This window comes from Bradyrhizobium sp. IC3123 (assembly GCF_020193625.1).
GTDB lineage: Bacteria > Pseudomonadota > Alphaproteobacteria > Rhizobiales > Xanthobacteraceae > Bradyrhizobium > Bradyrhizobium yuanmingense.
Map to the genome: position 1 here is coordinate 128,226 of NZ_JADYVF010000002.1, position 26,470 is coordinate 154,695.

23 protein-coding genes and 1 tRNA gene are annotated in these 26,470 nt (G+C 63.6%); 6 read left to right on the forward strand and 18 right to left on the reverse strand.

Features of this window, described 5'->3' with window-relative positions; translation table 11 throughout:
* Positions 1 to 16: 16 nt before the first annotated feature.
* From I6F20_RS05990 to I6F20_RS06000, 3 genes are all read right to left on the reverse strand, one after another.
* Positions 17 to 1,909 carry an ATP-binding protein gene (locus I6F20_RS05990; RefSeq protein WP_225125435.1) on the reverse strand — a complete coding sequence of 631 codons (1,893 nt, stop codon included), beginning with the start codon at positions 1,907 to 1,909 and terminating at the stop codon, positions 17 to 19.
* Positions 1,910 to 2,127: 218 nt separating this feature from the next.
* Positions 2,128 to 3,363 carry an HlyD family secretion protein gene (locus I6F20_RS05995; RefSeq protein ID WP_036027994.1) on the reverse strand — a complete coding sequence of 412 codons (1,236 nt, stop codon included), beginning with the start codon at positions 3,361 to 3,363 and terminating at the stop codon, positions 2,128 to 2,130.
* A complete protein-coding gene (locus I6F20_RS06000; RefSeq protein ID WP_035999432.1) occupies positions 3,356 to 3,781 on the reverse strand; it encodes a hypothetical protein in 426 nt (141 codons plus the stop codon). The genes I6F20_RS05995 and I6F20_RS06000 overlap by 8 nt, the downstream gene beginning before the upstream one ends.
* A 164-nt stretch (positions 3,782 to 3,945) precedes the next feature.
* Here I6F20_RS06000 and I6F20_RS06005 point away from each other — a divergent pair, with 164 nt between their 5' ends.
* Both I6F20_RS06005 and ppk2 read left to right on the forward strand, forming a co-directional pair.
* Positions 3,946 to 4,398 carry a hypothetical protein gene (locus tag I6F20_RS06005; protein ID WP_035999435.1) on the forward strand — a complete coding sequence of 151 codons (453 nt, stop codon included), beginning with the start codon at positions 3,946 to 3,948 and terminating at the stop codon, positions 4,396 to 4,398.
* A 17-nt stretch (positions 4,399 to 4,415) separates the two neighbouring features.
* Positions 4,416 to 5,216, forward strand: coding sequence for a polyphosphate kinase 2 (gene ppk2, locus I6F20_RS06010; protein WP_109143802.1), 801 nt, complete (start codon positions 4,416 to 4,418; stop codon positions 5,214 to 5,216).
* A 163-nt stretch (positions 5,217 to 5,379) separates the two neighbouring features.
* On the opposite strand, the gene I6F20_RS06015 is transcribed toward ppk2, so the two are convergent.
* The 4 genes from I6F20_RS06015 to I6F20_RS06030 form a co-directional block, all read right to left on the reverse strand.
* Positions 5,380 to 5,820: a hypothetical protein gene (locus tag I6F20_RS06015; protein WP_035999439.1), complete on the reverse strand. Its 441-nt coding sequence runs from the start codon at positions 5,818 to 5,820 to the stop codon at positions 5,380 to 5,382.
* Between the two features lie 15 nt (positions 5,821 to 5,835).
* Positions 5,836 to 7,536 carry an aspartate:alanine exchanger family transporter gene (locus tag I6F20_RS06020; RefSeq protein WP_109143803.1) on the reverse strand — a complete coding sequence of 567 codons (1,701 nt, stop codon included), beginning with the start codon at positions 7,534 to 7,536 and terminating at the stop codon, positions 5,836 to 5,838.
* A 17-nt stretch (positions 7,537 to 7,553) separates the two neighbouring features.
* Entirely contained in the window at positions 7,554 to 10,307 is a 2,754-nt protein-coding gene (locus I6F20_RS06025) for a decarboxylase (protein WP_225125437.1), read from the reverse strand.
* 174 nt (positions 10,308 to 10,481) lie between these two features.
* Complete coding sequence (locus I6F20_RS06030; RefSeq protein ID WP_225125998.1) at positions 10,482 to 11,162, reverse strand: YoaK family protein; 681 nt, start codon at positions 11,160 to 11,162, stop codon at positions 10,482 to 10,484.
* Positions 11,163 to 11,294: 132 nt separating this feature from the next.
* Between I6F20_RS06030 and I6F20_RS06035 the strand changes: the two genes are divergently transcribed.
* Genes I6F20_RS06035 through I6F20_RS06045 form a run of 3 tightly spaced genes read left to right on the forward strand, consistent with a single transcriptional unit; the run spans position 11,295 to position 14,487 of the window.
* Entirely contained in the window at positions 11,295 to 12,983 is a 1,689-nt protein-coding gene (locus I6F20_RS06035) for an aspartate:alanine exchanger family transporter (protein WP_225125439.1), read from the forward strand.
* 11 nt (positions 12,984 to 12,994) lie between these two features.
* Positions 12,995 to 13,879, forward strand: a complete 885-nt coding sequence (locus tag I6F20_RS06040) for an alpha/beta hydrolase family protein (protein WP_225125440.1) — start codon at positions 12,995 to 12,997, stop codon at positions 13,877 to 13,879.
* A 23-nt stretch (positions 13,880 to 13,902) separates the two neighbouring features.
* Positions 13,903 to 14,487, forward strand: a complete 585-nt coding sequence (locus I6F20_RS06045) for an invasion associated locus B family protein (protein ID WP_225125441.1) — start codon at positions 13,903 to 13,905, stop codon at positions 14,485 to 14,487.
* A gap of 14 nt (positions 14,488 to 14,501) precedes the next feature.
* Here I6F20_RS06045 and I6F20_RS06050 read toward each other — a convergent pair whose 3' ends face one another.
* Both I6F20_RS06050 and I6F20_RS06055 read right to left on the reverse strand, forming a co-directional pair.
* Complete coding sequence (locus I6F20_RS06050; protein WP_225125442.1) at positions 14,502 to 14,870, reverse strand: response regulator transcription factor; 369 nt, start codon at positions 14,868 to 14,870, stop codon at positions 14,502 to 14,504.
* A 169-nt stretch (positions 14,871 to 15,039) separates the two neighbouring features.
* Positions 15,040 to 15,663 (reverse strand): response regulator transcription factor, encoded by a 624-nt coding sequence (locus tag I6F20_RS06055; RefSeq protein ID WP_036039437.1) that lies wholly within the window; start codon positions 15,661 to 15,663, stop codon positions 15,040 to 15,042.
* Between the two features lie 304 nt (positions 15,664 to 15,967).
* On the opposite strand from I6F20_RS06055, the gene I6F20_RS06060 reads away from it, so the two are divergent.
* Entirely contained in the window at positions 15,968 to 16,651 is a 684-nt protein-coding gene (locus I6F20_RS06060) for a helix-turn-helix domain-containing protein (protein ID WP_035999457.1), read from the forward strand.
* Between the two features lie 49 nt (positions 16,652 to 16,700).
* On the opposite strand, the gene I6F20_RS06065 is transcribed toward I6F20_RS06060, so the two are convergent.
* The 9 genes from I6F20_RS06065 to I6F20_RS06105 all read right to left on the reverse strand — a co-directional run bounded on the left by I6F20_RS06065 (position 16,701) and on the right by I6F20_RS06105 (position 26,437).
* Positions 16,701 to 17,156, reverse strand: coding sequence for a potassium channel family protein (locus I6F20_RS06065; protein WP_035999460.1), 456 nt, complete (start codon positions 17,154 to 17,156; stop codon positions 16,701 to 16,703).
* Between the two features lie 26 nt (positions 17,157 to 17,182).
* On the reverse strand, positions 17,183 to 18,307 hold the full coding sequence (locus I6F20_RS06070) for an AI-2E family transporter (RefSeq protein ID WP_225125443.1): 1,125 nt from the start codon (positions 18,305 to 18,307) through the stop codon (positions 17,183 to 17,185).
* 667 nt (positions 18,308 to 18,974) lie between these two features.
* Positions 18,975 to 19,049 (reverse strand) — tRNA-Asn (locus tag I6F20_RS06075).
* 137 nt (positions 19,050 to 19,186) lie between these two features.
* Complete coding sequence (locus I6F20_RS06080; RefSeq protein WP_036027987.1) at positions 19,187 to 19,555, reverse strand: hypothetical protein; 369 nt, start codon at positions 19,553 to 19,555, stop codon at positions 19,187 to 19,189.
* A gap of 207 nt (positions 19,556 to 19,762) precedes the next feature.
* Complete coding sequence (locus I6F20_RS06085) at positions 19,763 to 21,457, reverse strand: flotillin family protein (RefSeq protein WP_225125444.1); 1,695 nt, start codon at positions 21,455 to 21,457, stop codon at positions 19,763 to 19,765.
* Positions 21,458 to 21,480: 23 nt separating this feature from the next.
* On the reverse strand, positions 21,481 to 22,140 hold the full coding sequence (locus I6F20_RS06090; protein ID WP_109143809.1) for an OB-fold-containig protein: 660 nt from the start codon (positions 22,138 to 22,140) through the stop codon (positions 21,481 to 21,483).
* A 10-nt stretch (positions 22,141 to 22,150) separates the two neighbouring features.
* Entirely contained in the window at positions 22,151 to 23,314 is a 1,164-nt protein-coding gene (locus I6F20_RS06095) for a PspA/IM30 family protein (RefSeq protein WP_225125445.1), read from the reverse strand.
* 395 nt (positions 23,315 to 23,709) lie between these two features.
* Positions 23,710 to 24,093 carry a RidA family protein gene (locus I6F20_RS06100; RefSeq protein ID WP_035999503.1) on the reverse strand — a complete coding sequence of 128 codons (384 nt, stop codon included), beginning with the start codon at positions 24,091 to 24,093 and terminating at the stop codon, positions 23,710 to 23,712.
* Between the two features lie 13 nt (positions 24,094 to 24,106).
* Positions 24,107 to 26,437, reverse strand: a complete 2,331-nt coding sequence (locus I6F20_RS06105) for an acetamidase/formamidase family protein (protein WP_225125999.1) — start codon at positions 26,435 to 26,437, stop codon at positions 24,107 to 24,109.
* Between the last annotated feature and the right edge of the window lie 33 nt (positions 26,438 to 26,470).

Here is a 26,470-nt window from a genome sequence, read left to right on the forward strand (position 1 = left end):
TCAAGATACCGCCCGCTCAGCGAGCGGTCGGAAGCCTGATCGTGAACAGTGCGCCGCCCGCAGGCTGGTTCGCAGCAGCGATCGTGCCGTGATGGGCCTCGACGATGGTTCTGGCGATTGCAAGGCCCATGCCCATGCCTTGCGGTTTGGTCGTGAAGAACGGATCAAACAGGCTTGCGAGATCGGAGGCGGGTATTCCGGGCCCGGTGTCGGCGATCCTGATTTCGGCCTGATTGCCGGCAAGCTGGGTCGCGACGCTGACCTCCCGCTTTCCGGCCTCCGCATCGGAAATCGCATCCATCGCGTTGATGATCAGGTTGAGAATGACCTGCTGAAGCTGGACCGGATCTCCCTTGACGTGAAGGCCGGCCAGGGCCGGCAAATAGCTCAACGTGATCCGGCGTCCCTGAGCGAGGGCCTTCACCAGATCGATTGCTTCGCGCACTGTATCGTTGAGCTCGATGTGCTTGACCTCAAACGGGGTCTTTTTCAGAACGCTGCGCAGCCTACGGATCACCTCGCTCGCCCGTTGGTCGTCCCTTCTGATGTCGGCGAGGATCTGCTGAATCTCGACAAGGTCGGGCTGAGCGGCCCTGAGCATGAGCTCTGCAGTCTCCGCATTGGTCAGAATCGATCCGAGTGGCTGGTTCAGTTCATGTGCGATCGATGTGGTCAGCTCGCCAACTGCCGAGTAGCGGTTGACGTGGGCGAGTTCCGCCAGCCGCTGACGCGATTCGACTTCGGCGACGCGGCGCCGGCGACGCTCGTGCAGGAGCCCGCTGATGAGTCCGGTCTGGACCAGGAACACAGCCGAGATCATCAGCATCTGCCAGTGATAGCGCTGCCAGATACTCGGCTCGCGAAACAGGATGGTGCTTCCCTTGGGCAGGCGACTCTCGCTGATGCCCCAGCGCTGCAGCTCGCGCCAGTCGTAACGCGGCGCGGCGAAGGCGATCGGCTCATAATTGATGCTCGCCGGTTTCGCGCCGCCAAGAATGCCGATCGCGGCGCTGACGGTCCGCGACGTCGTTTCCCCAATCAAGTGCATCGGTCCCCCGACCGTGCTCTCGCCGAAGAACGGCTCCTGGTAGGAGAAGATCGGGGCGTTCGCGACGGCATGCAGGCTGCGCAGCGCCCAGTCGCTCTCATAGACCACCCCGGCCGCATCGACGGACATCAGCCCCCAGAACAGCGCGGTGTGAGACGGGAGCTTCGATGAGCGCTTCAGGATCTCCTCGAACGACAAATCCGAGTACCAAACGAGTTCGATCCGCTCCGCAAAAGGTTTCAGCTCCCGCTTCAGCTCCTCCGTCCAAAACCTCTCGAGCGGCGAAGCTCCGACCACAATTCCAATCGATTTTGTATCAGGCAGGACCTGAAGAATGTTGTCGAAGGCCGCGACAAAATCGTTGCGGACGGCCACTACGACATCGTTGTCGCAGAGGTCGGTGCGATTAATCAGCCGATGCTCGACCGCGGAGAGGATCAACGGCGCATCGGGGAACAGCCTGGCGCGATATTTCTGCGCAAACCGGGCGGCAGGCGCGCCGATGCTCAAGACGATGTCCGGCACCGCACCTTGGTACAACGAGTGTAGATATTCGACGAACGGCGCCTCGGGACCAGGGTTGTTGAAGCGCGCGGTGAGCAGCGCGTGCTCCTGGATATCGAGCGGCCAGGGCGATTGCCGCTCGAGCTCGGACTTGATGTCGCGCGCATATTCGCTCCACGGCCGGAACTCGCGGCCGAAGGAATGCAGCAACAGCACGCGTTTGAGCTCGCCGCGCCGGCTCCGCTCGACCGCACCGGCTTGCCCGGCCGAGAGGCACTCGGCCACGAGCAGGCCGAAACAGAGGAGCGCAGCCGCGAGCCGTGGCTTCAGCCAGTCTATGCACGCGCCCCCGCTCATGCTGCACCCTCACAGCTTACGGCAGCTGCTTTCCAGGCAATAATAGCTGGAATCGCACCATACGGACAGCCCCCGAGGCAGGCCTCAGCAGCGCGTGACGACGCGGCCATAGGCGCCCACGACTTGCGCGCAGGACGGCGCATAATAGGCGCCGGCGGCCGAAATGGCAGGCGAGGACGACTTTCGGAGACCACGTCTCGTCCGTCCTCTTCTCTCGTTCAATGCCCGCCGCTCAGCACGAGCGTCTGGATCGGCAGCAACAGCGCCTGGATCCGCAGCAGCAGCGCGTGCACGAGGCCGACGCCGTCGACGACGTGCAGCGCGATCTTCCGGCTGGTCGAGGTGTCCTTGGCCGAAATCTCCTCGTGATTGCTGGTGTAGGCGTTGACGATGCAGCTCGAGCCCGGCGTGACACCGTCGAGACCGCCCTTGTAGAGCGGCTCCAGGAAAACCAGGATCGTGCCGGGACGGACGGCATTCTGCGGGTCGATGAGCTGCTCTCCGGTGCGAAACTGCCCGGCCGCGATGTAGTCCTGCACCGTCGTGATCACCATGGGGATGATGACCCAGGGTTTGGATATGCAGGTCGCTTCCGCCACCATGCCGGTCTTCATGACCTGCGCCTCGATCTGGCCGAAACCGGCCTGGAGCGCCTTGCGGCCCGCGCCCTCCGGAACGAGAACACCGGCCGGACGCATCAGCTGGTTGACGACATCGCCGGGGCGAACCAGGAACTGCTCGACGCGCCCATCGACGCCGGCGCGTACGAAAGTCTTGTCGAGATCGACCTGCGCCTGGTCGAGCGCGGCTTCGGCGCTGGCCTTCTGGGCCGGCAGCAGAGCCGAGACCTGCAAGGACACTGACTGCTTCGCCGCCGTCGCGGCGTCGATGCCGGACTGTCGCTGATCGACCAGCACCTGGAGCTTGTCGATGTCACGCTGTGGAACGATGCCGGGATTGCGGCGCTGGAGCTCGGTCTTGACCTCGAGCTCGTCTTTGGCCTGCTGGTAGTTGGCCCTCGCTTCGCCGAGCTGCGCCTCGGCCTTGACCACGTCGGCCTGCGCCGTCTGCATGGCGGCATCGACTTCTGCCACCTTCCGCTTGGCGGTCTCGACCGCAGCCTTTTGCTTCGAGCTATCGAGCGTGAACAGCACATCGCCCTGTTTGACGGGCGCGGTGAAGCCGACTTTGACCTCGGCAACACGGCCCGAGCCTTCGGGCAGAATTGGCACGGTGCGGAAGTACAGCGTCGCCGACGATGTCGCCGGATGGAAGTAGAAGATCATGGTGATGAGCGACACCGTCAACATCAGGCAGGCGGTGATGCCCCAGCGCAGCTCGTACCAGACCGAGAAGAAGGTGATTTCCTTCCCGAAGCGCTTGCCCTGGGCGTAGCGGCGGTACAGGTAGTCCGGAAGGATCGTGACGAGGGAGCAGATCAGCAGCTCAAGCATGACTGCGCTCCTTCTCCTTGGCGGGTCCCGGCTTGTCCGCGGGGGGCGGTGCGACGGCCGCCTCAGCCTGGACTTCCTCCGCATCGGAGGCCGGCGTCGCGTCGGCGATCTTCTCGACGGACCCGGCAATGCTGCGCAGCGGCGTGCCGAAATCCGGAAGATCGATCATTGCGAGGAGCAGTCCGGCGATCCAGAAGATGTGCATGTGCGTGAACAGCGAGATCAGGCCGAGCACGGCGACTAACTCGAACTGCAGTTTATGCGTTTTGTGCGCCATCCGCTCGGGCAGGCTGTGCAGTTTCCAGTAGAGCGTGCCGACCCAGAGCACGGCCCCGATCAGGAATACGCCCATCACCACCATCAGCGTATCGGTCCCGCTCCCCGGTGCGAGATAAAACGGCAGATGATGCGGTGCCATCGGATGAAGCTGCTCGCTCAAACGTCTCTCCCGGTCAAAACGTCCATGGGCGGCACTGTGTTCGGGTATGTTCGCGTTTGTTTGATTTGAGTCAAGGGAACACGTCAGGGCCAACCCTAGCGTCAGCCGCATGCTGATTGGACAACCATCAGGAGCCGCCCGCCATGCCCGGCCTAGACGATCTCATCCCCAGCGCAGCCCAGATTCGTAAGGAAGCCGCCCTCAAGGAAGCCGAAAAGGCGGAGGAATATGTGCGCCTTGCCGCCGCGGCCGAGGCGGAGAAGCGCGCCTTGATCGAGCGCTTGAGCAAGCCCTCGGGCAAGACCGAGGAGGAGAAGATCAAGCTCGCCTCGACCGTGATCCAGCGCGCGGTGCGCAACGGCCTCACGGAAGTGCTGGTCTATCGCTTCCCCAATTCGCTCTGCACGGACAAGGGCCGCGCCATCAATCAGATGGAGAAGGGCTGGGAGAACACCCTGACCGGAATTCCCAAGGAGATCTTCCAGCTCTGGACCGATTACCTGAAACCGCGCGGCTATCGCATCGCCTATCAGATCATCGATTTTCCGGGCGGCGTGCCCGGCGACATCGGCGTGACCATTTCCTGGGACGATTAGCAACAGGTGGGATCGGCATGGCGAAGGACGGCCCTGCGGAGCGGATGAAGCGGAAGGATTACGAGAAGGAGCTCGAGAAGCTCCAGGTCGAGCTGTGCCATCTCCAGGACTACGTGCGGGAAAACAAGCTCCGGGTCATCGTCCTGTTCGAGGGTCGGGACGCCGCCGGCAAGGGCGGCACGATCAAGGCGATCACCGAGAAGGTCAGCCCGCGCGTGTTCCGGGTCGTCGCCCTGCCCGCGCCGTCCGACCGCGAGAAGACACAATTGTTCTTCCAGCGCTACATGGAGCGATTTCCGGCCGGCGGCGAGATCGTGATCTTCGACCGGAGCTGGTACAACCGCGCCGGTGTCGAGTACGTCATGGGCTTCTGCACCCCCGCCGAGCACGAGCGTTTCCTCAACCTGTGCCCGCAGATGGAGAAATACGTCATCGACGGCGGCATCATCCTGATCAAGATCTGGCTCGAGGTCGGCATGGACGAGCAGGAGCGCCGTTTCAAGGCCCGCATCGACGACCCGGTCCGACAGTGGAAGCTCAGTCCGATGGACCTGGAATCCTTCCGTCGCTGGTACGATTATTCGCGCGCGCGCGACCTGATGCTGAAGAAGACCAGCACGAAGGATGCGCCCTGGAACATCGTCCGCTCTGACGACAAACGAAGGGCGCGGCTCAACTGCATCGCGCACCTTCTCGGCGCCATCCCCTTCAAGCGCATCAAGAAGGACAAGATCAAACTGCCGAAGCGCTCCGACAAGGGACGCTACAACGACCAGGCCAGCCTCAAGAAAATGAGTTTCGTCGCGCAGCGCTATTGAGCAGCGTCAGGCCGCTAAAGCGCGATGCGATTGGAATGAATCGTCATCGCGCTTTAGGTTGTTGTTTGAGCATGTTCTATTCGGAAAACCGCTACACACTTTTCCGGATCATGCCCTAGGGGCCCGACGCTGCCGTCGATCGCTCAATGGCCATACGACCCCTTCAACTCGATTTCAGGCGGATCGTGACGCCACCGACTGCAGCCGATACTTCCGCGCCGACCCGCGGGCCGCTGAGCTGGAGGATCACGCCATTGCTGTTTTGCAACTGAACGGCGCCGGCACCTGCGGCGATTGCCCCACCCGCTCCTCCCACGGCATAAGAGCCTTCGATCGACGCCGGCCCCTTTAGATTGAGCGCGCGGCCGACGAACTTCGTGGTCGACGCTCCGATGGTGAGGCCCACGCTCATGCCAGACACCGTGAATGGGTATTTCTTGCCCCGGTAGACCAGAACGCCCTCACCGCCACCGGCGCCGACGATGAAGCCACCCTTGGTGAAGACGACCGCGACCTGGCCGGTGTCGGCACGCGCGGACGTGCTAAAGCCGGCAACAGCGGCGAGCGAAGCGACCAGGACGGCGCCGAAGGACAGTTTTCTCATGACGTTTTCTTCCCCTTATTGAGCCAGGATCATCGCGAAGTAGCCGAAGATGGTGAGAAGGATGCCCGAGACGGCATAGCCGACCGGGAATCCGATCCAGGGCACGGAGCTCTGGATCTCGACCGCGGCCTCGCGGCACGGGCCGGAATGCGAGCGCGCGCCGGCAACGCCGCCCATCAGAACCGCCGGATTGATCTTGAAGACGTGGTATCCGATCGCCCACACAATGAACGGCGGGATCGTGCACGCGATGAAGCCGACGATGAAGATCTTGAGCGCGACCGCGCCGGTGAGCTGAGCCAACAGGCCGGCGCCGGCATTGACCCCGACGATCGCGACGAACACAACGAGGCCGAGATCCTCAAGCACGTTTCGCGCCGCGTTCGGCGTATTGCCGAAGAAGCGCAGCCGCGACACGACCGAGGACACGATCACGCCGGACAGCAACAGCCCGCCGGCATTGCCGAGACCGACCTTGGCACCGAAGGCGGGGAATTCGATCATGCCGATGAGGAAGCCGATGATCATGCCGACCGACAGGGTCAGCAAGTCGGTCGAGGTGTTGGCGCGCGCGATGCGGCCCCACATCTCGCCGAGCTCGTTGACCGCCGACTTCAGGCCGACCACCGAGACGATGTCCATGCGCTCCAGCTTGGTCTTGAGACCGGCCGGGATCTGCACCCCGCCCCGCTCGACCTTGGTCACCTGCAGCTGGCCGGCGATGGCCGTGTCGCGGAAGGACTCGAAGGTCCGCCCGACGACGTCCTTGTTGAAGACGACGATTTCCGCCTGGTCCATGGGTATACCGAGCGTCTTGGCATCGGCGACCTCCGGACCAATCAGGCCCATCTTCTCAGTCAGATGCTCGGTCGATCCGCCCAGCGCGACGATATCGCCCTTCTGCAGCACGAGCTCGGGATCAGCCCCCTGCGGCTCACCATTGCGCCCGACATTGACGATACGGTACTCGGGATTGACCGTGCGGAATTTGGCGATGCTCATCCCGATCGTCGCAGGATTCTCCAGCCGGTAGGCCCGCAGACCGAACTGACGGTAGCCGGTCAGGGCGCCGCCTTCGAGATCTTTGACGCCGAACTCCTGCTCATACTTCTTGGCGGCGGCCTTGGCATCGACGCCCCACCAGCGCGGCAGGTATTTGCAGATCAGGATGATGCCGACGGTGCCCCAAATGTAGGTAATACCGTAGGACAAAGCGATCATTCCGGAGGCATCCTCGGGCTTCATCCCGGCAGGCAGTTTCACGACTCCCGACGTGACGGCCTGCTCGGCCGAGCCGATCGCCGCCGACATGGTCTGCGATCCCGCCAGCATTCCGCCAGCCGCACCGGGCGGCAATGCGAAGAGCTTCGCCCCAAGCACGACGAGGGTCAGGCCGATCACACTCGACACCACCGCGAGGAACAAGAATTTGATCCCGTCGCCCCGCAGGCTGTTGACGAAGGACGGACCTACGCGCAGGCCGACGCCGTACATGAAGAGATAGTAGAACAGGCTCTTGGCGAAGTTGTTCAACTCCAGCTTCACGCCATAGCTGGATGCCCAGACCGAGATGCCCGCGCCGACCACGATGGCACCGGCGACCATGCCGAGGCCATAACCCTTGATGCTGGCTCGGCCGATATAGACGGCGAGACCGACCACGAAGAACAGCAGCAGATACGGGTACTGCTGCAAGAACTGGAAAAATGCCTGCATGTTCGTCCCCTCCCGACCTATGACGCGGCCTTGAGCTTCGGCTGGGCGCTGGGCTTTGGCCTGCCGAGCTTGGCCAAGGCTTCCGTCCGTACGAGTTTCAGCCCTTCCTTGGCGTCGTAGCCGTGGATCTCCTTCACATCGAGCTTGCGCATGAAGTCGATCGTCTCCTGGGTGATGACCTGGCCGGGCACCATGATCGGGAAGCCCGGCGGATACGGGATCACGAAGTTGGCCGAGACGAGCTCGGGCCCGGCCTTCAGTCGCCGGTCGATCTCGGGATCGTTGAGGCGGATGTGCTCGCAGCCGGCGACGTCATAGGCCGCGTAGAAGCCGCTGCGGATGTCACCTTCATTGGTCTTGGTGCCGGCATCGCCGCGGAAGCTCGGGTGGAAATGCGAGAAATTCGGCAGATCGGGCACGTCCTTCATCAGGCTCGTCACCCGTGCCTCGAAGGTCTTCCGCGCATTGGCACCGCCCTGGGCAAGGCCGCGGTCGATCTCGCCCGCGATCTCGGCGAGCACGCGGACGAGATGGGCGACGTCGCTGCGGGTGTTGTTGATGTTGGACTGGACCAGGACCGAGTTGCGCGAGGTCTTGTTGACCTGGATGTTGTACTCGTTGGCGAGAATGCCCTTGAACTGCGTGCCGTCATAGCCGGCCGTGCCGCATACCAGCGTCATGCGGGTCGGGTCGAGGCAGAACTCGTCCTCGTCCAGGCTCTTCAGCGTGTTCGCCCAGTTGACGCCGGGGGCGAGGAAGTCGATGAAGCCGCTCTGGCGGTACTGCGCCGGCACCATGGCGTCGGCACCGAGGATGCGGAAATATTTCGAGATCAGCGGATTGTTGTTGACCGCCTGGCGGATCGCGAACGCGATCTCGATCGCATTGGCGACGAGGCCATAGCCCTCCAGCTCCATCTGCCGCCGTGAGATGTCAAGGCTCGCGATCAGCTGCTGGTTCGGACTTGTCGAGGCGTGGGTGAACACCGCTTCCTTGAACTGCTGCTCCACGGTGTGGAATTCGACGTCCTTGACCGAGAGCATCGAGCCCTGGCGGATCGCCGACATCGACTTGTGGGTCGAGTTGGTCTGGTAGACGCGCAGCCGGATCTGTCGGGGGTCCGGGATCAGCCGGGTCTTGAGCAGCACCTCGTCGGACGGGTTCTTGCCGAGCTCGGCCTGCTGCTTCTCATAGGCCGCGACCGACTTGGGATCGCGCATCCATGCCTCGATCTCGTTGGCCGCGCCAAGTCCGGTGCGGCGGCGCAGGAATGGCGAGAAACGCGCGAAGCCGAACCAGGCTTCATCCCACAGGAAGATCAGATCGGGCTTGATGGCGAGGCATTCCTCCATCACCCGCCGTGTGTTGTAGATATGGCCGTCGAAGGTGCAGTTGGTGAGGTCGACCATCTTGACGCGGTCGAGCCGGCCATCGGCCTTGGCGCCCAGCAGCGCCTGCTTGATGGTCTTCAGCGGCACCGCGCCGTACATCGAATATTCCGTCATCGGGAAGGCTTCGACGTAGAGCGGCTGCGCACCGGCCAGCACCATGCCGTAGTGATGCGACTTGTGGCAATTGCGGTCGACAATCGCGATGTCGCCGGGCGCGAGCAGCGCCTGCACCGCCATCTTGTTGGACGTCGATGTGCCGTTGGTGACAAAGAAGACGCGGTCGGCGCCGAGCGCCCTCGCCGCCTTCTCCTGCGCCTTCTTGATGTTGCCGGTCGGCTCCAGCATGCTGTCGAGACCGCCGGTGGTGGCGCTGCTCTCGGCCAGGAACAGGTTCGGGCCGTAGAACTCGCCCATGTCCCGGATCCAGTCGGACTTGAAGATCGACTTGCCGCGGGCGATCGGCAGCGCGTGGAAGGTGCCGATCGGACGCTGGGCGTATTTCTTGAGATTGTCGAAGAACGGCGTGTCGTAGCGATCCTGGATGCCTTCGAGGATCGATAGGTGGAGTTCCAGCAGCTCTTCAACGGAATAGAAGATGCGACGGACCACATCCGCCTCGGGATTGCCGGCGAGCTCCTCCACGTCGCGGTTCGAGATCATGTAAAGGTCGAGCTCGGGCCTGACGCGCTTGATGATCTGGGCGAGCCGCAGCGCCGAAGCGTCGGTTTCGTCGTTGAGACCGGCCGAGGCCATGATCGAGCGCAACACCGGTGCATCGTGCCGCGAACGCAGGCCAAAGCCCTCGTTGATGATGACGGCTCCGATGTTCGGATTGAGCATCGTCGCACAGAAAGCGTCCTCCAGGCTGCCGACGATCACAGGTTCATAGATGAACGCGTCGACCGGGCGCCGCAGCTTGCGCCATTCCGCGGCCAGCGCCGGCCATTGGCTGGAAGATACGCCGGTGACGATCAGGGTTTCGAAATACGGCCTGCGCGCGCTGTGCGCGCCAAAGGCCGGCGGCGCGAGCTCGGGCGCATCGCCGTTGCCGTCGTCCTTGGGGCTCCAGTCGCCGGCATGTTGGCGGAAGGATCGCGTCGCCAGTGCCTGGGCAATTCTCGTCGCAAGGGCGAACGATGATGCACCGTCGCCGGCGACTGTTGCTTCCCGCAGCGCCGCCATGAGGTGCGGACCGGGATAGCCGTGAAATTCTTCGATGATCGAAAGATCGGCCAACGCCGCGTCATAGGCTGTGCGATTGCCGACGCGCGCCCAGGTCTTTGCTGCTTCCACAAGGTCGCGCCAGTCGTCTGCCCGCGCGCCCGGGCCGGAAAAGAACTGGTCGATACGCTTCTGTGCGGGCTTGGCGTCTTTGGACATCTCTCTCTCCCGATCCTCTAAAGGTGATGCGGGATCGTGGGTGCAGCGCGGCTCGCTCCATTGATCCAAGTCAACGGTCGCGTGCATTCTGCGGGCCGACGCCGTGCCGTTCGCAGCGCAACACGAAAAGATCAGGCCGTTCGTTGTGCGACGCTCACCTGATCATTGGCGCGCTCATCTCCCCTCCTGCGAACGTAGCGCTTCGCAGCGCAGCAGCACAATCAACAGCGCGACGACCGGCAGGCCCAGCGCGAGATCGGGGACGCTCTTGGTTGCAAAGGCTCCGGCGGCGGCACCGAAGCCGAACACGACGCACAACGCGATGAAAATGCCCGAGCGGCGCAGCGTTCCGAGTGGTGCGCCGCCTGCTGCGACTGCGAAGACGTTCTCGATGGCCTGACGCATGTTGCTGGTGATCATCACCGTGCTGCACACTGTGCCTTCGACCTTGACGAACATTGCGGCCTGCATCGCTGCCACGGCGGAAATACCGAGCGTTCCAGCCAAATCGGGCAACCTATTGTGCAAGATGCCGATCGCTACCAACAGCAGGATCTCGATCAACGTACTGACCGCGCTGGCCCGCTCGCCCGTTGCGCGGCGCAGCCAGGCTGCGAGCACGATGCCGACCGCGAACGCCAGGATTGGCGGCACGAAGTGCAGCGCCTTCGCCCAGTTGCCCGCCATCGCGTGAATCCACAGGAAGATCAGGTTGGCGGTCTGGGCATTCGCCAACACGCCGTGGATGATCCAGGTATAGGCGTCGATATAGCCGCCGACAAAGGCGAGCAGCAGGACGATCTCGACTGTCTCGTCGCGGCGGATCGCACCGGTTGTGACGTTCAGGGTACTCATGACGGCAATATGGGCTGTCGCGAACATTCCATCGCGTCATAGCCGCCGCCACGTCGCCGCGAAGGCTTGATCTGGATCAAGCAACATCTCGCCGCCGCCAATCAAATCGCGCCAAAGCGCCGGGGGAATGCCATGGAAACCGTCAGGTGGATCATCGCCACCGCACCGGAAATATTCCTGCTGCTCGCGATCGCGATCGGTACCATCCTCGGCCGCATCAGGATCCGCGGCTTCTCGATCGGAACCACCGCCTGCATCCTGATCGTCGCCGTGCTGATCGGACAGCTCGGGAGCTTCACGTTCCCGCCGATCCTCCGGGCGATCCTGTTCAGCCTGTTCGTCTTTACGATCGGTTACCGTTCTGGACCGGAATTCTTCGCCTCGCTGAGCGTGCGGACCTTGGCACAGGTCGTGCTGGCGTTGGTGATCGGCGCCACGGGGCTCGCGCTCGTGCTCATCTTCGCGCGTGTCTTCACGTTGGATACGGGGACAGCGGCAGGACTGACGGCAGGGGCGCTGACGCAATCCTCGGTGATCGGCACCGCATCCGGCGCGCTGGCGCAGCTCGGCCTGCCGAGCGACGTGCTGAAGCAGCAGGAAGCCAACATCGCGGCGGGCTATGCGGTGACCTACGTGCTCGGCTACATCCTGACGCTCCTGTTCGTGCCATTCGTCGCGCCGCGGCTGATGCGGATCGATCTGAAGGCGGAGGCGAAGAAGCTCGAGGCGGAGCTCGCCGGCGGTACGCCGCCAAAGACGGAAAACCTGTCCTATCGCAAATTCCAGGCCCGCGCCTATCGCGTCTCGGCCGGCGCAGGTCGTACCATCGGTGCTATCGAGGCGGAGATCGGCGGCCGCACGGTCGTAGAGCGGATCGTGCGCAGCGGGGTCGACATCAAGCCGCAGCAGGATACCGTGCTCGAGGCCGGCGACGACATCGTCATCGCCGGTCCGACTGCTGCGATCGTCGCGGCCAAGCCGATCCTCGGGGCCGAGATCGACGCGGGGGAACTGCTGCGCAACCTGCCCGGCCATGTGATCGAAGTGCTCGTTGAAAACCCCCAGCTGCACGGCCGCTCACTGCGCGAAATCGTTGACCGGCTCGGCGACAATGCACGCGGTGTATTCCTGCGTGCGCTGACGCGCATGGGGCGGGAAGTGCCGCTCGGTCCCGATACGCGCGTCTATCTCGGCGACGTCATGACGCTGGTCGGCAGCACCGGCAATATCGCGCGGGCAACGGCGCCAGTGGGACACGCTCTGAATACGAGCGACCGCACGGACATCGCCTTTCTCGCTGCGGGCATCGCAGTGGGTCTTCTGGCCGGCCTTGCCAGCTTCAAAATCGGCACTGTCGCATTGACACTCGGTGGCGGCGGCGGCGCGCTGATCGCCGGGCTCGTCTGCGGTTGGTTGCGTTCGCGCAGGCCGGGCATCGGCGCAATGCCGCCCGCGGCGCAGCAGACCCTGAGCGACATCGGCCTCGGCGGCTTCATCGCGGCGATCGGACTCGGCAACGGCCTTGCCGCCTGGTCGGCGATCCAGGCGCACGGTCTGTTGCTGGTCGGCATGGGCATCGTCGTCACGCTGGTCCCGATGACGGTGGGAACGCTGGTTGCCTATTATCTGCTGCGCATGAATCCGGTCGTGACCTGCGGTGCGCTCGCCGGCGCCATGACGGTCGATGCCGCCGTCACCGGCGCCTGCGACGTTGCCGAGAGCCAGACGCCGGTGCTCGGCGTCGCCGTCCCCTACGCGGTCGGCAATGTCGTCCTCACGGTGCTCGGCCCGATCGTCGTGGCCGCAACCTATTCAGGTTGAGGGAGGCCCGGATGCGACGCGGACCTGCATTGCTCCATTTTTTCGCGATCACCTTGCTCAGCGTTTTCGTGGCCGGATCGCCCACGCACGCCGCGGACGAGGTCCGCATCCAGGAGGAAATCTGGGCGCTGCCCCTGCCGCTGCCGATGTTCGCCTATCTGGTGCGCCCGGTCGGCGACGGTCCGTTCCCGCTCGTCATCATGAATCACGGTGTCTCGCTCGACGCGACCCAGCGCAGCCTTTTCCCTCTGGTCGAATTTCGCGACGCCGCCAAATGGTTTGCGAGGCGCGGCTATCTCGTGGTGGCCCCGGTGGGCAGCGGTTATGGCGCGCAGGCAATCGACATCCCCGAACGCGGAATGTTCGGCCCGTTCTTCTCGAAAATCGGGAAGTGCGCCAATCCCAATTTCCGTGATGCCGGCCTCGCGGTCGCCCAGGTCGATCTCTGGATCATTGACTATCTGGCCGCAGAGAAGCGGATCATCCCGAAGGACGTGATCGTGGTCGGCCAGTCTGCCGGCGGCTGGGCCTCGATCGCCCTTTCGAGCGTGAACCCGCCACAGGTGAAGGCCATCATCGTCTTTGCCGGAGGCCGCGGCGGACGCGTCGACGGCAAGCCGAACAACAATTGCGCGCCCGACCGACTGGTCGAGGCCACCGCCGATTTCGGCCGTACATCGCGCGTGCCGATGCTGTGGATCTACACCGGGAATGACACGTATTTCGGTCCCGACCTATCGAAGCGCATGCACGCTGCCTTCATCGGCGCCGGCGGCCGGGCCGAATATCACCTGATGCCCCCGTTCGGCAACGAGGGACATTTCCTCCTCGGTTCGCCGGACGCGGTTCCGCTCTGGTCGCCGTTGGTGGCGAAGTTTCTCGACGCGCAGAACTGAGTCCGGATCTCGGAGTTGCAGCGATGGCCCGTGCTTTTGATTGTCTCTCTGGTCTCCTGATGGTTGCAGCCGCCGGAGTCGCGACGGTCTTGGCTGTCGCTTCGCTCAAGGCGGCGCAAGCGGAAAAGTCCTCCGAAGTCGCAACACGCGGCCAGCGCGACGCCAGCGACATCACCTATGGCAGCTGGCAAAAATTGTGCTTCAAGGCCGGCGGCGCGCCGTCCCTCTGCCGAACCTCGATCACTGGCCGGTTCGCGACCGGGCAAACAGCCGTGCGCATTGATCTGATCGAGCGGGAGGACGCGCCCACCGCCCGCCTGCAACTTTTCGTGCCGGTCGGAATGTACCTGCAGCAAGCACCGAAACTGGCCGTCGACCATGGCGCCGCGTTCCGCATTCCTTATACCTGGTGTCTCACCAATTTATGCGTCGCGGCGGACGTCGTGACGCCAAAAATCATCTCGGAGATGGAAAACGGTCAAACGCTTCTGCTCGAACTCGTCGACTCCAATCTTCTTGCCGTGACGACTTCGATTCCGCTCGCGCAATTCGGTTCCGCCCATAAGGGGGCGCCGACCAGGATACTCGAGCAATATGTCGAAGAATGACGGCCGTCGTGGAGCTACAAGACGCGGGCGCGCTGGACCGATTCGATCAAAGACTGCGCCGCAAACGGCTTGATGAGATAGGCGATGCAGCCCGAGGCAATCGCGGCCGAGCGGTTTGCCGGGCTGTCATTGCCGGTGACATAGATCACCGGTGCCGCAATGCCCTTCTCGGTCAGGCTTTGCCGCACCTCGATGCCAGACCTTGCACCCAGATTGATGTCGAGGATGATGCAGATCGCGGTGTGGAACCTGTCATGATCGAGCAAGGCCCCTCCCGTGTCGAACAGGGTCGTGGCGAAGCCGTATCCTCGCAGCAGCCTGTCCATGCTGGTACGCATGGACGGATCGTCATCGACAACGAAGACGGACTCGCGCAGGGGCAAAGCGATTGCCTTTCCGGAAGACGACAGTGGGATATCGGATACGATAGCTCCGCGCTTTCGCGTGTGCGTATGTACATTATTGCACATAGCGCGTCGCGCACTGTCAACACGCCCCGGCATTGTCCTTTGGGACAGGCACGTCGAGGGAACCTCGCTCTTTCCGGAGCCGTCAGCGTTCGTCCGGATCGAGCATTCCGAGACGCTCTGCGATCGAAACGAGTTCCGCCAGCGAACGAACCTGCATCTTCTCCATCACTTGATGGCGATGCGCCTTCACGGTGCGTTCGGTGGTCCCCAGCTCATGCGCGACCTGCTTGTTGATCCTGCCGCGCACGATCAGATCGAACACCTGTCGCTCGCGCTGCGTCAGCGTGGCCAGATGACCACGAAACGCATCCAGCCTGCTGGCCTGGGCGCGCGCCGTCCGCTGACTAGCCAGCGCGCGCTCGATCGCTTCGAGCAATTGTTCGGAGGATATCGGTTTGGTCAGGAAGTCTTCCGCACCTGCCTTGATCGCGCGCACGGTCGTCGGCGTGTCGGCATGACCGGTCAGGAAGACGATGGGCAGCATCGACCCCGCCGCAGCCAACCGCGCCTGCAGGTCGGGACCACTCAGGCCCGGAATCCGCACGTCGAGCAGGATACATCCCGCCTGCCCGTCATCCGGCGCCGAGTCCAGGAGCTCCAGCGCCGAGGCGTAGGTCGCGACCTCGTATCCCGCGAGCTTTAGCCGGCGCTCGATCGCGGTCCGAAACGACTCGTCGTCGTCAACAACGTGAACAAGGCCTGGCAACTTCCTACCTCTCGCCCAACTTGATCAGGACGCTCGACGTCCTTGTCGTTCTTCAAAGCGATTTTCTCGTTTGAAGGTCGGAATATCTGCTTCGCAATATGTCGCATCTTCCCTGCGGTGGAGGATTCTCATCCAGCGCAGCAATCACCAGTGCTGTCCTTTGGTACACTGAACCTTGGGACAATGGATAAGAATACTTCCTTGGCCGAAAATCAACTTCGGCGGGAGTGGGATAGCGCGGCGCATTTCCGGCAAAGTATTTCGTCTGACGGACCAATTCGGCGGAAAGCTGAGGAGTTGGCCTATGTTCGTTCGCATCACGACGGATTCCACGCTGCGTCCCAATACCCTCCGCGACCTCGGCATGGCATCTCATTCAAATGCCCTGGTCAATTTAAGCGAATTTTCCTACCGAAAAGGCTCCGAGATCTACGGCGAGAAGGAGCCGGCCGAGTATGTCTACCAGGTCAAATCCGGCGCGGTGCGTAGCTACAAGCTGCTGTCGGACGGGCGCAGGCAGATCGGCGCATTTCACCTCGTCGGCGACATTTTCGGGCTCGAGAACGGCAGCGAGCACCGCTTCACGACGGAAGCCATTGTCGACACCACGGTGCGGCTGATCAAACGCCAAAGCCTGGAAACGGTGGCCGAGAGCGATGCCATGGTGGCCAGAAATCTGCTCAGCATGACCACGAACAACCTCCAGCATGCTGAAGACCACATGCTGCTGCTCGGCCGCAAGACCTCCCTGGAGCGCGTCGCCGCATTCCTGCTCGAAATGGACAAGCGCCTGACGGCTGCCGGCGTCATGGCGCTTCCGATGTCCCGACGCGACATCGCCGACTATCTCGGCCTGACGCTGGAGACCGTCTCGCGGGCTTTGTCGCGGCTGCATGAACTCGGCGTCCTCGGCTTCATCGGCAACACTCAGCGCCAGATCGTGCTCCTCGACCGGCACCAGCTCGCAGGCCTCGATCTGCAGCCGTGAACCGGCGAAATGCCGGTTCGCGATCCGCGATGGTCGCGATCGCCGCGGCTCAGGTGCCCGGCAGGTCCGCGCCGGGTTTTTCCGTGAGCCCGAGATGGTCGAGCGTCCTGAGCAAAACCTCGAACAGGATGGCGGCGGACCAGCCGAACAGAAGAACGCCGTTCATGGCGGTCAGCGGGCCAATCAGCCGCCATTCGGGCACCGGCGTGATGTCGCCGTAGCCGAGCGTGGTGTAGTTGACGAACGCGAAGTAGAGCATGTCCGCGTCGGCGGTCGCCGCGTGCACGATATGATAGGTCGCCGCCCACATCAGAATTTCGATCATGTGGGCGATCTTCAACACGACGGCGATCGTGATCATGACGCTCATGAGGTGCAATCGCGGCCGCTTGGTATGGCGCGGGACGGCACTGCGGGCCACCGTGACGGCGACCACCGTCACGAGCGCGTGGATTCCGATATTGATCACGCTGACGAGCGTGCCGACAAGGAATTGGAGCATCATCGGGGTGAAACACACCTCATTTTAGCCTAGGCCAAGCGTGCCTCGATGGTTTCCTGTGCGACAACGGTTTCCTGATCGACCCGCGCTGACGCAGCGCGGTCGATTCCTGTCCATGCGGTCGCGAGCTCCCAGGCCACCGACAGGATGATCGGCCCAATGAACAGTCCGATGATTCCATGCGCGAGCGTACCACCAATGACCCCGATCAGGATGACCAGCGTCGGCGTCGTCAGGCCCCGCCCCATGAGGAGCGGCTTCAGCACGTTGTCGAGCAGACCGACGACGACCAGATAGACAGTCAAGAGCAGGGCGACGGTCACGTCCTTGTCCACCCATATCCAGACCAGCACGGGGAAAAGAACGGGGCCGGCGCCGATTTGGACAATCGACAGCAAGAGCACGACGACCGCGAGCAGTCCCGCGCTTGGGATCTCTGCGAGCTTGAAGCCGATGCCCGCCAGCAAGGCTTGAAGGATAGCGACGCCGATAATGCCCTGCGCGACGGCGCGTATGGTTGCGCCGGCGAGCTCGAGAAAGTGCTCGCTCCGGCCGGGCACGACGCGCAACAGGAAGCCGCGCAGCGCGGCGACGAGCTGCGCGCCGTGCGGGAGCAGAAAGCCCGCGACGATCACCGACAGCAGGAATTGGAGCATGCCAATTCCGGTGTCACCGGCAAACGACAGCATCACTCCGGCGAGCGGTTTCAAGTACGGCGCCACCTCGCGCAGCGCCGCACGGATGTTCGTGTAGGCCTCGTTCCAGATCGCGTAGAGCTGAGGACCGATCAACGGCCAGCTCCTGATCTGCTCCGGTGCGGCCTGGAGCGCGAGATCGCCACTGCCGATCTGGGCCGCAAGGTCCCGGATCCCTTCGACTGCACTGAGGCCGAGCCACGCGGCGGGACCGATGACGATGCCCAGCGTGATCAGGGTGAGAACGGCTGAGGCTGTCCGGGGACGGCCACCGAGGCGTTGGGCGAGCCAGGCGAAGACGGGATGAAATGCCACCGCCAACACGGCGCTCCAGCTCAGGATCGGCACGAACGGCCGGAGGACGAGAAATGTCCAGAAGATCAGCAGCCCGAGCAAGCCTAGCCGGATCACGAGTTGGACAATGTCCTCCGCGGACAGAAGCTGGCGAAGCGTTTTCAAGGGTCGTTGCCTCCAAGCCGACGGACCGCTGCTGAAAAGCTAGCGGGGCGGCCCGCCGAGGAGGCTTGATCCAGATCAAGCCAGGCGATCGGTCACCTAGCGAGATCGGCAACAGGCGCGCAGCCAGTTGCGTCTCGGCGCAGATTGCGCGGTCCACCGCCCGCGAGTGAGAATGCCCCGGTGCTGGACCTGAGCCAGCAGTCGTGAAGTTGACGCCGACGAACGGATTGATCTCGACATAGCTCCGACCGACGGCAAAGCCCATGATCTCGATTGCTGTGCCCGTCTGGAGGCTAATGGCGGGTACGGCCGAGCTATATCGCCCGCTCCGCCCGGCGGCCTGTTCTTTCTGGTCACGACCAAGAGGGCCAGGCTCTGGAGGTATCGGCCGGCTTTCATTCCTTCGATTCGGACTTGGCGCTCAGGACGACCCGATCAGAGAGTGCCTTTTGGAACTTTATTCCAACGCCGTCGCCGGAATTTGGGGGGATCCCGAGAGGCAATTTGGGGGGTACAAGGCCCCTACCCCCTCCATATCCCCAGCCGCTCCGGACCACGGCGGAAGTGGCAGAACAGAACGAGACGTTGAAACCCCTGATTTTTCAGTGGCTTACCCCTAGGACTTGCTTAGTTCTGGAGTGTTTCGAGAGGCTTGGCAACAGCCTGATGGCTCCCCGGGCTGGATTCGAACCAGCGACCATCCGATTAACAGTCGGATGCTCTACCGCTGAGCTACCGAGGAAAAGGGCGAACCGTTCGTTCGCGCGCGGCTGCGTATAACAAAGCCGCTTGCGCTTGCAAAGGACGAATTCGTCATCATCCGCAACGCGCTCGGAGGGACCTGGAATGGCCGCTCCTCCGGCCCGGACGGGGCGAGGATTATTCCGCCAGGAACGAGGTGGTCTTGGTACCGGGGTCGTAGCGCAAGCGGAGCGCGGTGAGCTTGCAGAGATTGACGTTCTTCCACAGCACCGACTCGTCATAGTTCTTCCAGTCGACCCGGATGTTCCAGACGCAGCCTTCATCGTCGTCGTCGAACTCGACATAAGTGCTGGCCTGGTTCTGCAACACCTTGTCGAGCTCGTTCTCCCACTCGTCCAGCCCGTCATCCGGCGCGTTGAAGCCTAGGAACTTGATGGCATAGCCGGTCTCGTTGACCACGGTGACGTTGCGGGCATCGGCCGCAAGCGACGGCGCGGCGGCGATCGAAAGGGCGATCGCGATCAATCCGGACAGAAAATGCTTCATTGTGAAATTCTCCGATCGAAACAGGTCTCGGCGCCCGATGTCGATCGACGCAGGCGCCGTGGCAAACAAAACGTTGCCTCAAGACTCGTCCGGAGCGAGATCGACCGATTCAAGACACGATCGATCCGCGCTCCGGAACGTTCGCGCGACGCGAGACGCGCCCCGCCTGTTTATCGATTCGAATTCTCCGCAGCAATGAACCGGCATTCATAGTTCGGCGGCGTTTGTTTTCTCCGGCAGCGGCGCCGGCACGGCCGCGCCGTTGCTCTTTCCGGTCACGGCGCCGACCAGCGCCTTCACCGGATCCTCGTCCGGCGCAAAGCCGCTCTGGCGCAGGATTTCGTCGATCATCGGACGCAGCGCATGGACCTTGAGCAGCTCGCCGGCCAGACCTTCGCCGAAGCCGACATTACCTCCGCTCGCACCGTTGCCGCCGAACGCGCCGCCGGTGTGCAGGATGCGGACATCCTTGAGATTCGCGATCGGCTTCACCATCTCCGCCAGCGCGGACGGCATGGTCTCGATCCGCTTCTTGGCGATCTCGAAATCGATGACGTTGCTGCCGAGCTTGTTCTGCGCCTCGTTCTTCATGGTGATGACGGCGGCTTCCGCCTCGCCGATGTTGCGGACGCCGACCGCCTTGATCTTGTTGGATTCGGCTTCCGCGGTGGCCAGCGTCTTGACGGCTTCGGCGCGATCGAGCGAGGCCTTCTTCTCGGCCTCGGCCGCGACGATCAGCTCGGTCGATTTGCGTTCGGCCTCGGTGCGTGCGGCCAGCACCTGGGTCAGGCGGGCACGATCGGCGACCTCGATGGCGCGCGCGGTGACGACCTTTTCCTCCGCGGAGACGGCCAGCGCCTCGGCGGTCTTGGCTTCGGCGACGGCTTCCGACGTCTCCTTGCTCTTCGCCGCGATCTGGATCTCGTTCTCCTGCGTCGCGATCTGGATCTCGCGCTGGGCGTCGGTCTTGCGCTTGTTGATCGCCAGCTCCGACTCGATCACCGCGGTTTCCTTGACCTGCTTGGCACCCGCCTCCTTCTCGGCAACCGCACGATCGGTGTCGATGCGAGCGTTCTCTTCGGTCAGGCGTGCGGTCTGCGTCGCGGTTGCTACCTCGGCGCGGGTGCTCGCCGTCTTGTTGGCGATGTCGCGCTCCTGCGACAGCTCGGCTTCCTTCTTGGTCCGCTCGATCCCGAGCGTCTGCTGGCGCGCCTCGAGGTCCTTTTGCGCGATCGCCACCTCGTTATCGCGCACGATCGCGTTTCGATCGCGGCGGCGGGTTTCGGTGACCGTCTTGAGCTGGGTCAGACCCTCGGCGTCGAAGAAGTTCTCCGGGTTGAAGAATTTGACGTCGGTCTGGTCGAGCTTGGTCAGCGACACCGATTCCAGCTCGAGCCCGTTCGACTTCACGTCAGACTCGACCGTGGACTGCACGTGCTTGACGAAGTCCGAGCGCTTCTCCTGGAGCTCCAGGATACTCATGGTCGCGGCGACCGAGCGCAGGCCGTCGACGAATTTCGCCTCGACCTGGTTGCGCAGCGCCTCGGCGTCATTGGTCAATGCGCCGAGCGTCTGGCTCGCGAGCGCGATGCTCTCCTCGTCGGGACGGACGCGGACGTAGAACTCGGCAACGATGTCGACGCGCAGGCGGTCCTTGGTGATGAGGGATTCCCGCTCCTTGCGCTCGACGGTGAGGCGCAACGTCTTCAGATTGACGCTGGCATAGGAGTGGAAGATCGGCAGGATCATGGCGCCGCCGTCGAGCACGACCTTCTTGCCGCCGAGCCCGGTGCGCACGAAGGCCTCGTCGCGGGTGGCGCGCTTGTAGAGGATGGTGAAGACGATCCCCAGGACGACGATCAGCGCGACGCCGATCACGGCCGGGACTGCGATGTCGAACATGGCTTTCTCCGCTGTGGGACTTGCTAATTGCTTAGAGTGGGGTTGGACGGCTTGAGTTCATCGTCGGCCTTCACCGCGACGAAGCGCGTGCCGTCGCGGTCGACCAGGAGGACCATGGTTCCCTGCGGCAAAGGTCCCGATGACGGCGCCGCGACGGCCGAGACGAAATGGCGGTTGCCGTGGATGTCGGCGACGCTGACGCGGCCGGGCGGCCCCTGGTCGAGCGGGCCAACGACGACCTCGCCGATGCGGCCGACCAGATCGCCGAGGCCGACGACGTAGCTTTCGTCCTTGGGAATGACCCGCGCGATGGTCCTGCTGGCGGCGCGCACAAGCGGAACCGACACCACGACGGCCCCGACCGAGGCGACCGTCGCCGGTAAGGGACCCGCAACCATTCGCGCGAGGTCCTGGATCAGGAATCCGGTGATGGAGAAGGCGCCGAGCAGCAGCAGCAGGAAGATCAACAGCGGCACGCCGCCGACATTGATCCAGGAGATGGCGTTGAGCACGCCGTTGTCGCTGGGGTGAGCAAAATCGATGTTGGTGCCCAGCATCTCGCTCAAGGAGGCCCCGATCAGCATCGAGATCACCTCGACCGAGCCGACGATGACGATCATGGCCGCCGCAATCGCGAACGGCCTGACCTCAGGCGCCATGACGTGTTCGAGCAGAGCGCTCATGACACCGCACTCAGCCGCCCGACTTCAACCGGGCCAGCCTCGCTGCAATTTCCTTGTCGCGATGGAGCGTGCTCAGCTCGTCGATGTCGCTCGAATAAGGAATTCCCGGCGGCACGCCGGTGGCCCGTGCCACTGCCCTGCCCGCCCGCAGCGCCTTCGCGGCAGCGGAGGTGCCGCCGGATTTCCGCGACGACATCGATGTCTGTGGGCTGGCCTGTGCCTCGCTCTTTTCGAGATCGGCGCGGCGCTGCTCGGCATCCTGGAGCGCCGACAGCACCGCGCGGAGCGATGTGACGCATTGCTCGATCTTCTCGTTGTTCTCGTCGATGGCGCGAGAGAGCACCTCGAACTGCGCCTCCAGGTCCATTTGCCGCGCGATGCCGGCGCGGGCGAGATCATCGCGCCCGTCTGCGATCGCGGCCTCGATCTTGGCGGTCAGATCGGTCATCGCCCGCTCGATCTCGCTGCGGCGCGCGTTGAGGCGATATTCCTCGGCCCGGGCAGCGGCGAGCGCATCGCGCGCTTCGGTCTCGGCGCGCTCGATCTCGCGGATGGCCTGTCCGACCACCTTCAGCTTGTTCTTGCCCTCCGCCTGCTCGATCGCATCGTACGCGATCCCGGCGATCAGGCGCCCGACTCGGGACAGGAAATTGTCGGGAGCGGCAGCGATGGTATCCATGGCGTTCTCCTCCTCTGGCAGGCTGTTCGGCGTGACGCCGTAGTGAACTTCGAAACCGTCGTCGGTGCGGATGAGGCGCGCCGGCACGCTCTGTCCCCAGCCCTCGGCATAGCCGGCGTAGTCGAAGGGCACGCTGAAGCGCCCTTGCACGGTCGCAATCGAAATGGTGGCGGGCCCCTTGATCTTCGCGAGCTTGTCGTCGAGCGGCAGGCGGCGCCCTGGCGCGGCGCGATACTCCGCGCGGTCGCGCAGCCCCAACGTCACCAGCCGCGAAGGCAGCGCCGTCTGTTTGCGGATCGGCTCATAGGCATGGGCATGGAGCAGGACCACATTGGAACCCACATTGTGGATCCGCGCCACCTCGTCGAGGATTTCCATCATGCGGTCATAGGCCTGGAATGTCGCCTCGATGGCGGCCTTGGCGGCCGGGTCAGGGGCAAGCCGGTAACGCAGTGCGGACGGCGCGTATCGGGGCGATTGGCTCATGGAAAGCACTAAAGCACCATTTTGGTGCTTTAGGAAGAGGAAGCTCGATCACGTTCTGCTGATCCCTATGCACTCTGTCGGTTAGTCGCGACGACGAGGGCCTGCGTTCAAGGCGGCCGATCATCCCTAGCTCACGGCAGATCAAGACTTCCTGCTCGCAAAGGTTGCAATTTGAGATGAAATGCGGGGAGCGTTCGGTAGGCCGTCACTCTCTCGGCACGTCGTTGCGAGGAGCTCTTGCGACGAAGCAATCCAGACTGCTTCCGAGGAGGCCGTCTGGGTTGCTTCGCTGCGCTCGCAGTGACGGAGTCTGACGCGACACCTCTGTTCATCGACTCTCATTTCAGAACGCGGCGGCGGTTACGGATATCGCTTCGCTCAATCTAGGCCACGCGCCTAGACCGTCACGGCCGCCGGCACACCAGATCGATCTCGATCAGCGCATCATAGGCCAGGCCGGTGACGCCGACGCAGGTGCGGGCCGGCAGGCGATCCGGCGGAAAGTACGTCCGATAGGTCTCGTTCATCGCCGCATAGTCTTCCCTAAAGCGCGTGAGATAGATCCGCGTCATCACGACGTGCTCGAGGCCGAGGTCGAGGCCCGCAAGGACCACCTTCAAATTCTCCATCACGGCCTTCGTCTGCGCGACGATGCCCTCGGGCAGCACGCCCGGCGTCTGCGGCGTATCGGGCATCTGGCCGGTCACGAAGACGAAGCCGTCGGTCTCCACCGCGTGGCTGAAGGGCGCGACCGGCTTCGGTCCGCCGCTGATCATGTGGAATTTCACTTGGATGTCCTGGTTAAGATGCGTCCTGAAAGAGGCGCTTGCTGAGAATGGCGTGCACGCCCCAATTGCCGTCGACGACCTGTGTTACACCGAAATCGACCGCCGCCGACATCAGCGCGATCGCCTCGTCCTCGCTGAGGCCTTTGACGTTCATCAGAAAGCGCCGCATCTTGCGGAAAGCGTCTTTCATGGCGAGATCGAGCGAGGATTTTGCGTAGACCTCGCTCTGCCCCTGCGCGCCGAATTCCGCGAGATAGTTGGGGTGGCTGAAGCCGGTCAGCACCCAGTCGCTCTCGGTTTCGATCAGGGGATAGGAGAGATCGGCGAAGGGACGGCCGGCAAGTTCGGCTTTCTTGTGCAGGATCACCTCGAAGGTGCCGGTCATCGAGCATTCGATCGCGGTGCCGCTGAGCTCGCCGTCGCCCTGCGCTGCATGGGGATCGCCGACCGACAGCAGCGCGCCGGGGACCGAGACGGGGAGATAGACGGTTGCCCCCTTCCCCAGCCGCCAATTGTCGAGATTGCCGCCGAAGTAGGACGGCGGCACGGAATCGACGAAATCGAGCTCGCGCGGCGCCAGCGCGATGACGCCGAAATGCGGCCGCAGAGGAATCTTGATGCAGTCGAGCACGGCGTGCCGGCGCTTGATCGTACCAGGTGCGACGGGAACGCCGGGATAGTCGTAAGTGGCGTGCACCACGCCGAAGGGATCGGTCTGCGGCTCCCAGCGATAGGAATAGAGCGCGCGGGCGTGCGGCATCTCGGCCTCTTCGAAGATCTCATAGATGGTGACGGCTTCGCGCGGCTTGGGACCGCCGAGAAACTCGTTGTAGTGATAGCCCCACCACGCTGCGACAGAGGAGCCGAACACACGGCCCGCATGGCTCGGATTGCGGCTCGCCCGCGGCACGATGTCGAGGATGCGCACCTCCAGTACATCGCCGGGCTGGGCGTCCTTCACCGCGACAGGCCCGGTGCAGATGTGCACGCCAAACCCCTCGCCGGCACCGCGGCCGAACACGCTGGCATCCATCGGGCCGGCGCCGCGGCGGTCGACGTTCTTCTTGCTCCGTGTCCAGCCGAATACGCTTTCTGCGGCGCCATCGCCTGATATCATCAACTCGGGATCGTCGGAGGCGTGCTGCGTCAGCGTCTCGATGGTGATGGTATCGCCCGACGCGATCTCGATCTGCGGCGGCAGCGAGCGGCTGAAATAGCCCCAATGAACGCGGCTGGCCTCGACCGGGAGATGGTGATGACGGCGTTCGGTGGTGGTCGGCTCCCCGGCGCCGGCACAGGCGACGCTGCTGCGGGCCTCCACACTCTGATGCGCGCGCAATTGCGCCAGCGCCTCCTGCGGCCAGCCGCGTTGGCCGGCGACGCCATGTTGCACGGTCGCCCGCTCGGCCTCCTGCTGTCGGAACTCGCGCGGCGGCAGGCCGAAGCGATGGCGGAAGGCGCGGCTGAAATGCGCGGAGTCGCCAAAGCCATAGGCGTAGGCGATCTCCGAGATCGAGCGATGCGCCTCTGACGGACTGGACAGATCCGCCCAGGCGCGCTGGAGACGACGCTCGCGAACATAGTGGGTGAAATTGTCGCCAACCGTCTCGAACAGCTTTTGCAAATAACGTTCGGAAATGCCCTCGGCTTGCGCGACACGCGCGGGCACCAGATCGGGATCGTCGAGGCGACGCTCGATGGTCTGGCAGATCCGGTGCAGCAGCGCGGCCTGCGTCGCGCTCGCCCCGGCGTCGGACGTCGATGCCGCCAGTTGATGCGCGAGCGTCAGGAGAAGATCGACGAGCGACTGCGCAAGCAGATTCCATTCGGAATCGCTCAAAGTGTCGAGCGTGCGCGCGGTCGCGTCCAGCAGGCGCGAAAACACCTCGGCAAAGCCGCTGGGCGGAACGACGCGCGGCTCGCCGAGCCGCGGCTTACCCGAAAGGCGTCCGTGCAGCGCCTCGGAGGTGACTGACAGCACGATGGCGCGCATGTCCCGCTGGAACACGATGCTCCAGTCGCCGCCGCGCGGCAGCATCACGAGATGACCGACGGGAACGATGCGGTGTCCGCCGACGGTTTTCAACACCATGCCATCCTCGACCGGCATCAGCGCGATCGGCAGGTCTTCGTTCGCTCGTGCCAGCGGACCGACGCTCTGCGCGCCCGCGGCCATGCGCGTCAGCGCAACGCCGGCGGTCTGGCGATGGGAGGCGGTAGCATGCCCGTCAAAGAAGGAATGGCCGCCTGCCGGCTGCAGGCCGACCGCCGCAAGCACGTCCCGCCAGGCTTCGGGCCGGTCGTCTTGCGCGTAGGACTCGCTCGTGAACGGGCGAAAGCTCATCGGATCGACCCAGATTGCAGTCGATCGAAGCAA

Excerpts from the sequence above, each read along its gene's own strand:
- I6F20_RS05990 (WP_225125435.1), bottom strand. The coding sequence starts at position 1,909 with ATGAGCGGGGGCGCGTGCATAGACTGGCTGAAGCCACGGCTCGCGGCT.
- I6F20_RS05995 (WP_036027994.1), bottom strand. The coding sequence starts at position 3,363 with ATGCTTGAGCTGCTGATCTGCTCCCTCGTCACGATCCTTCCGGACTAC.
- I6F20_RS06000 (WP_035999432.1), bottom strand. The coding sequence starts at position 3,781 with ATGGCACCGCATCATCTGCCGTTTTATCTCGCACCGGGGAGCGGGACC.
- I6F20_RS06005 (WP_035999435.1), top strand. The coding sequence starts at position 3,946 with ATGCCCGGCCTAGACGATCTCATCCCCAGCGCAGCCCAGATTCGTAAG.
- ppk2 (WP_109143802.1), top strand. The coding sequence starts at position 4,416 with ATGGCGAAGGACGGCCCTGCGGAGCGGATGAAGCGGAAGGATTACGAG.
- I6F20_RS06015 (WP_035999439.1), bottom strand. The coding sequence starts at position 5,820 with ATGAGAAAACTGTCCTTCGGCGCCGTCCTGGTCGCTTCGCTCGCCGCT.
- I6F20_RS06020 (WP_109143803.1), bottom strand. The coding sequence starts at position 7,536 with ATGCAGGCATTTTTCCAGTTCTTGCAGCAGTACCCGTATCTGCTGCTG.
- I6F20_RS06025 (WP_225125437.1), bottom strand. The coding sequence starts at position 10,307 with ATGTCCAAAGACGCCAAGCCCGCACAGAAGCGTATCGACCAGTTCTTT.
- I6F20_RS06030 (WP_225125998.1), bottom strand. The coding sequence starts at position 11,162 with ATGAGTACCCTGAACGTCACAACCGGTGCGATCCGCCGCGACGAGACA.
- I6F20_RS06035 (WP_225125439.1), top strand. The coding sequence starts at position 11,295 with ATGGAAACCGTCAGGTGGATCATCGCCACCGCACCGGAAATATTCCTG.
- I6F20_RS06040 (WP_225125440.1), top strand. The coding sequence starts at position 12,995 with ATGCGACGCGGACCTGCATTGCTCCATTTTTTCGCGATCACCTTGCTC.
- I6F20_RS06045 (WP_225125441.1), top strand. The coding sequence starts at position 13,903 with ATGGCCCGTGCTTTTGATTGTCTCTCTGGTCTCCTGATGGTTGCAGCC.
- I6F20_RS06060 (WP_035999457.1), top strand. The coding sequence starts at position 15,968 with ATGTTCGTTCGCATCACGACGGATTCCACGCTGCGTCCCAATACCCTC.
- I6F20_RS06065 (WP_035999460.1), bottom strand. The coding sequence starts at position 17,156 with ATGATGCTCCAATTCCTTGTCGGCACGCTCGTCAGCGTGATCAATATC.
- I6F20_RS06080 (WP_036027987.1), bottom strand. The coding sequence starts at position 19,555 with ATGAAGCATTTTCTGTCCGGATTGATCGCGATCGCCCTTTCGATCGCC.
- I6F20_RS06085 (WP_225125444.1), bottom strand. The coding sequence starts at position 21,457 with ATGTTCGACATCGCAGTCCCGGCCGTGATCGGCGTCGCGCTGATCGTC.
- I6F20_RS06090 (WP_109143809.1), bottom strand. The coding sequence starts at position 22,140 with ATGAGCGCTCTGCTCGAACACGTCATGGCGCCTGAGGTCAGGCCGTTC.
- I6F20_RS06105 (WP_225125999.1), bottom strand. The coding sequence starts at position 26,437 with ATGAGCTTTCGCCCGTTCACGAGCGAGTCCTACGCGCAAGACGACCGG.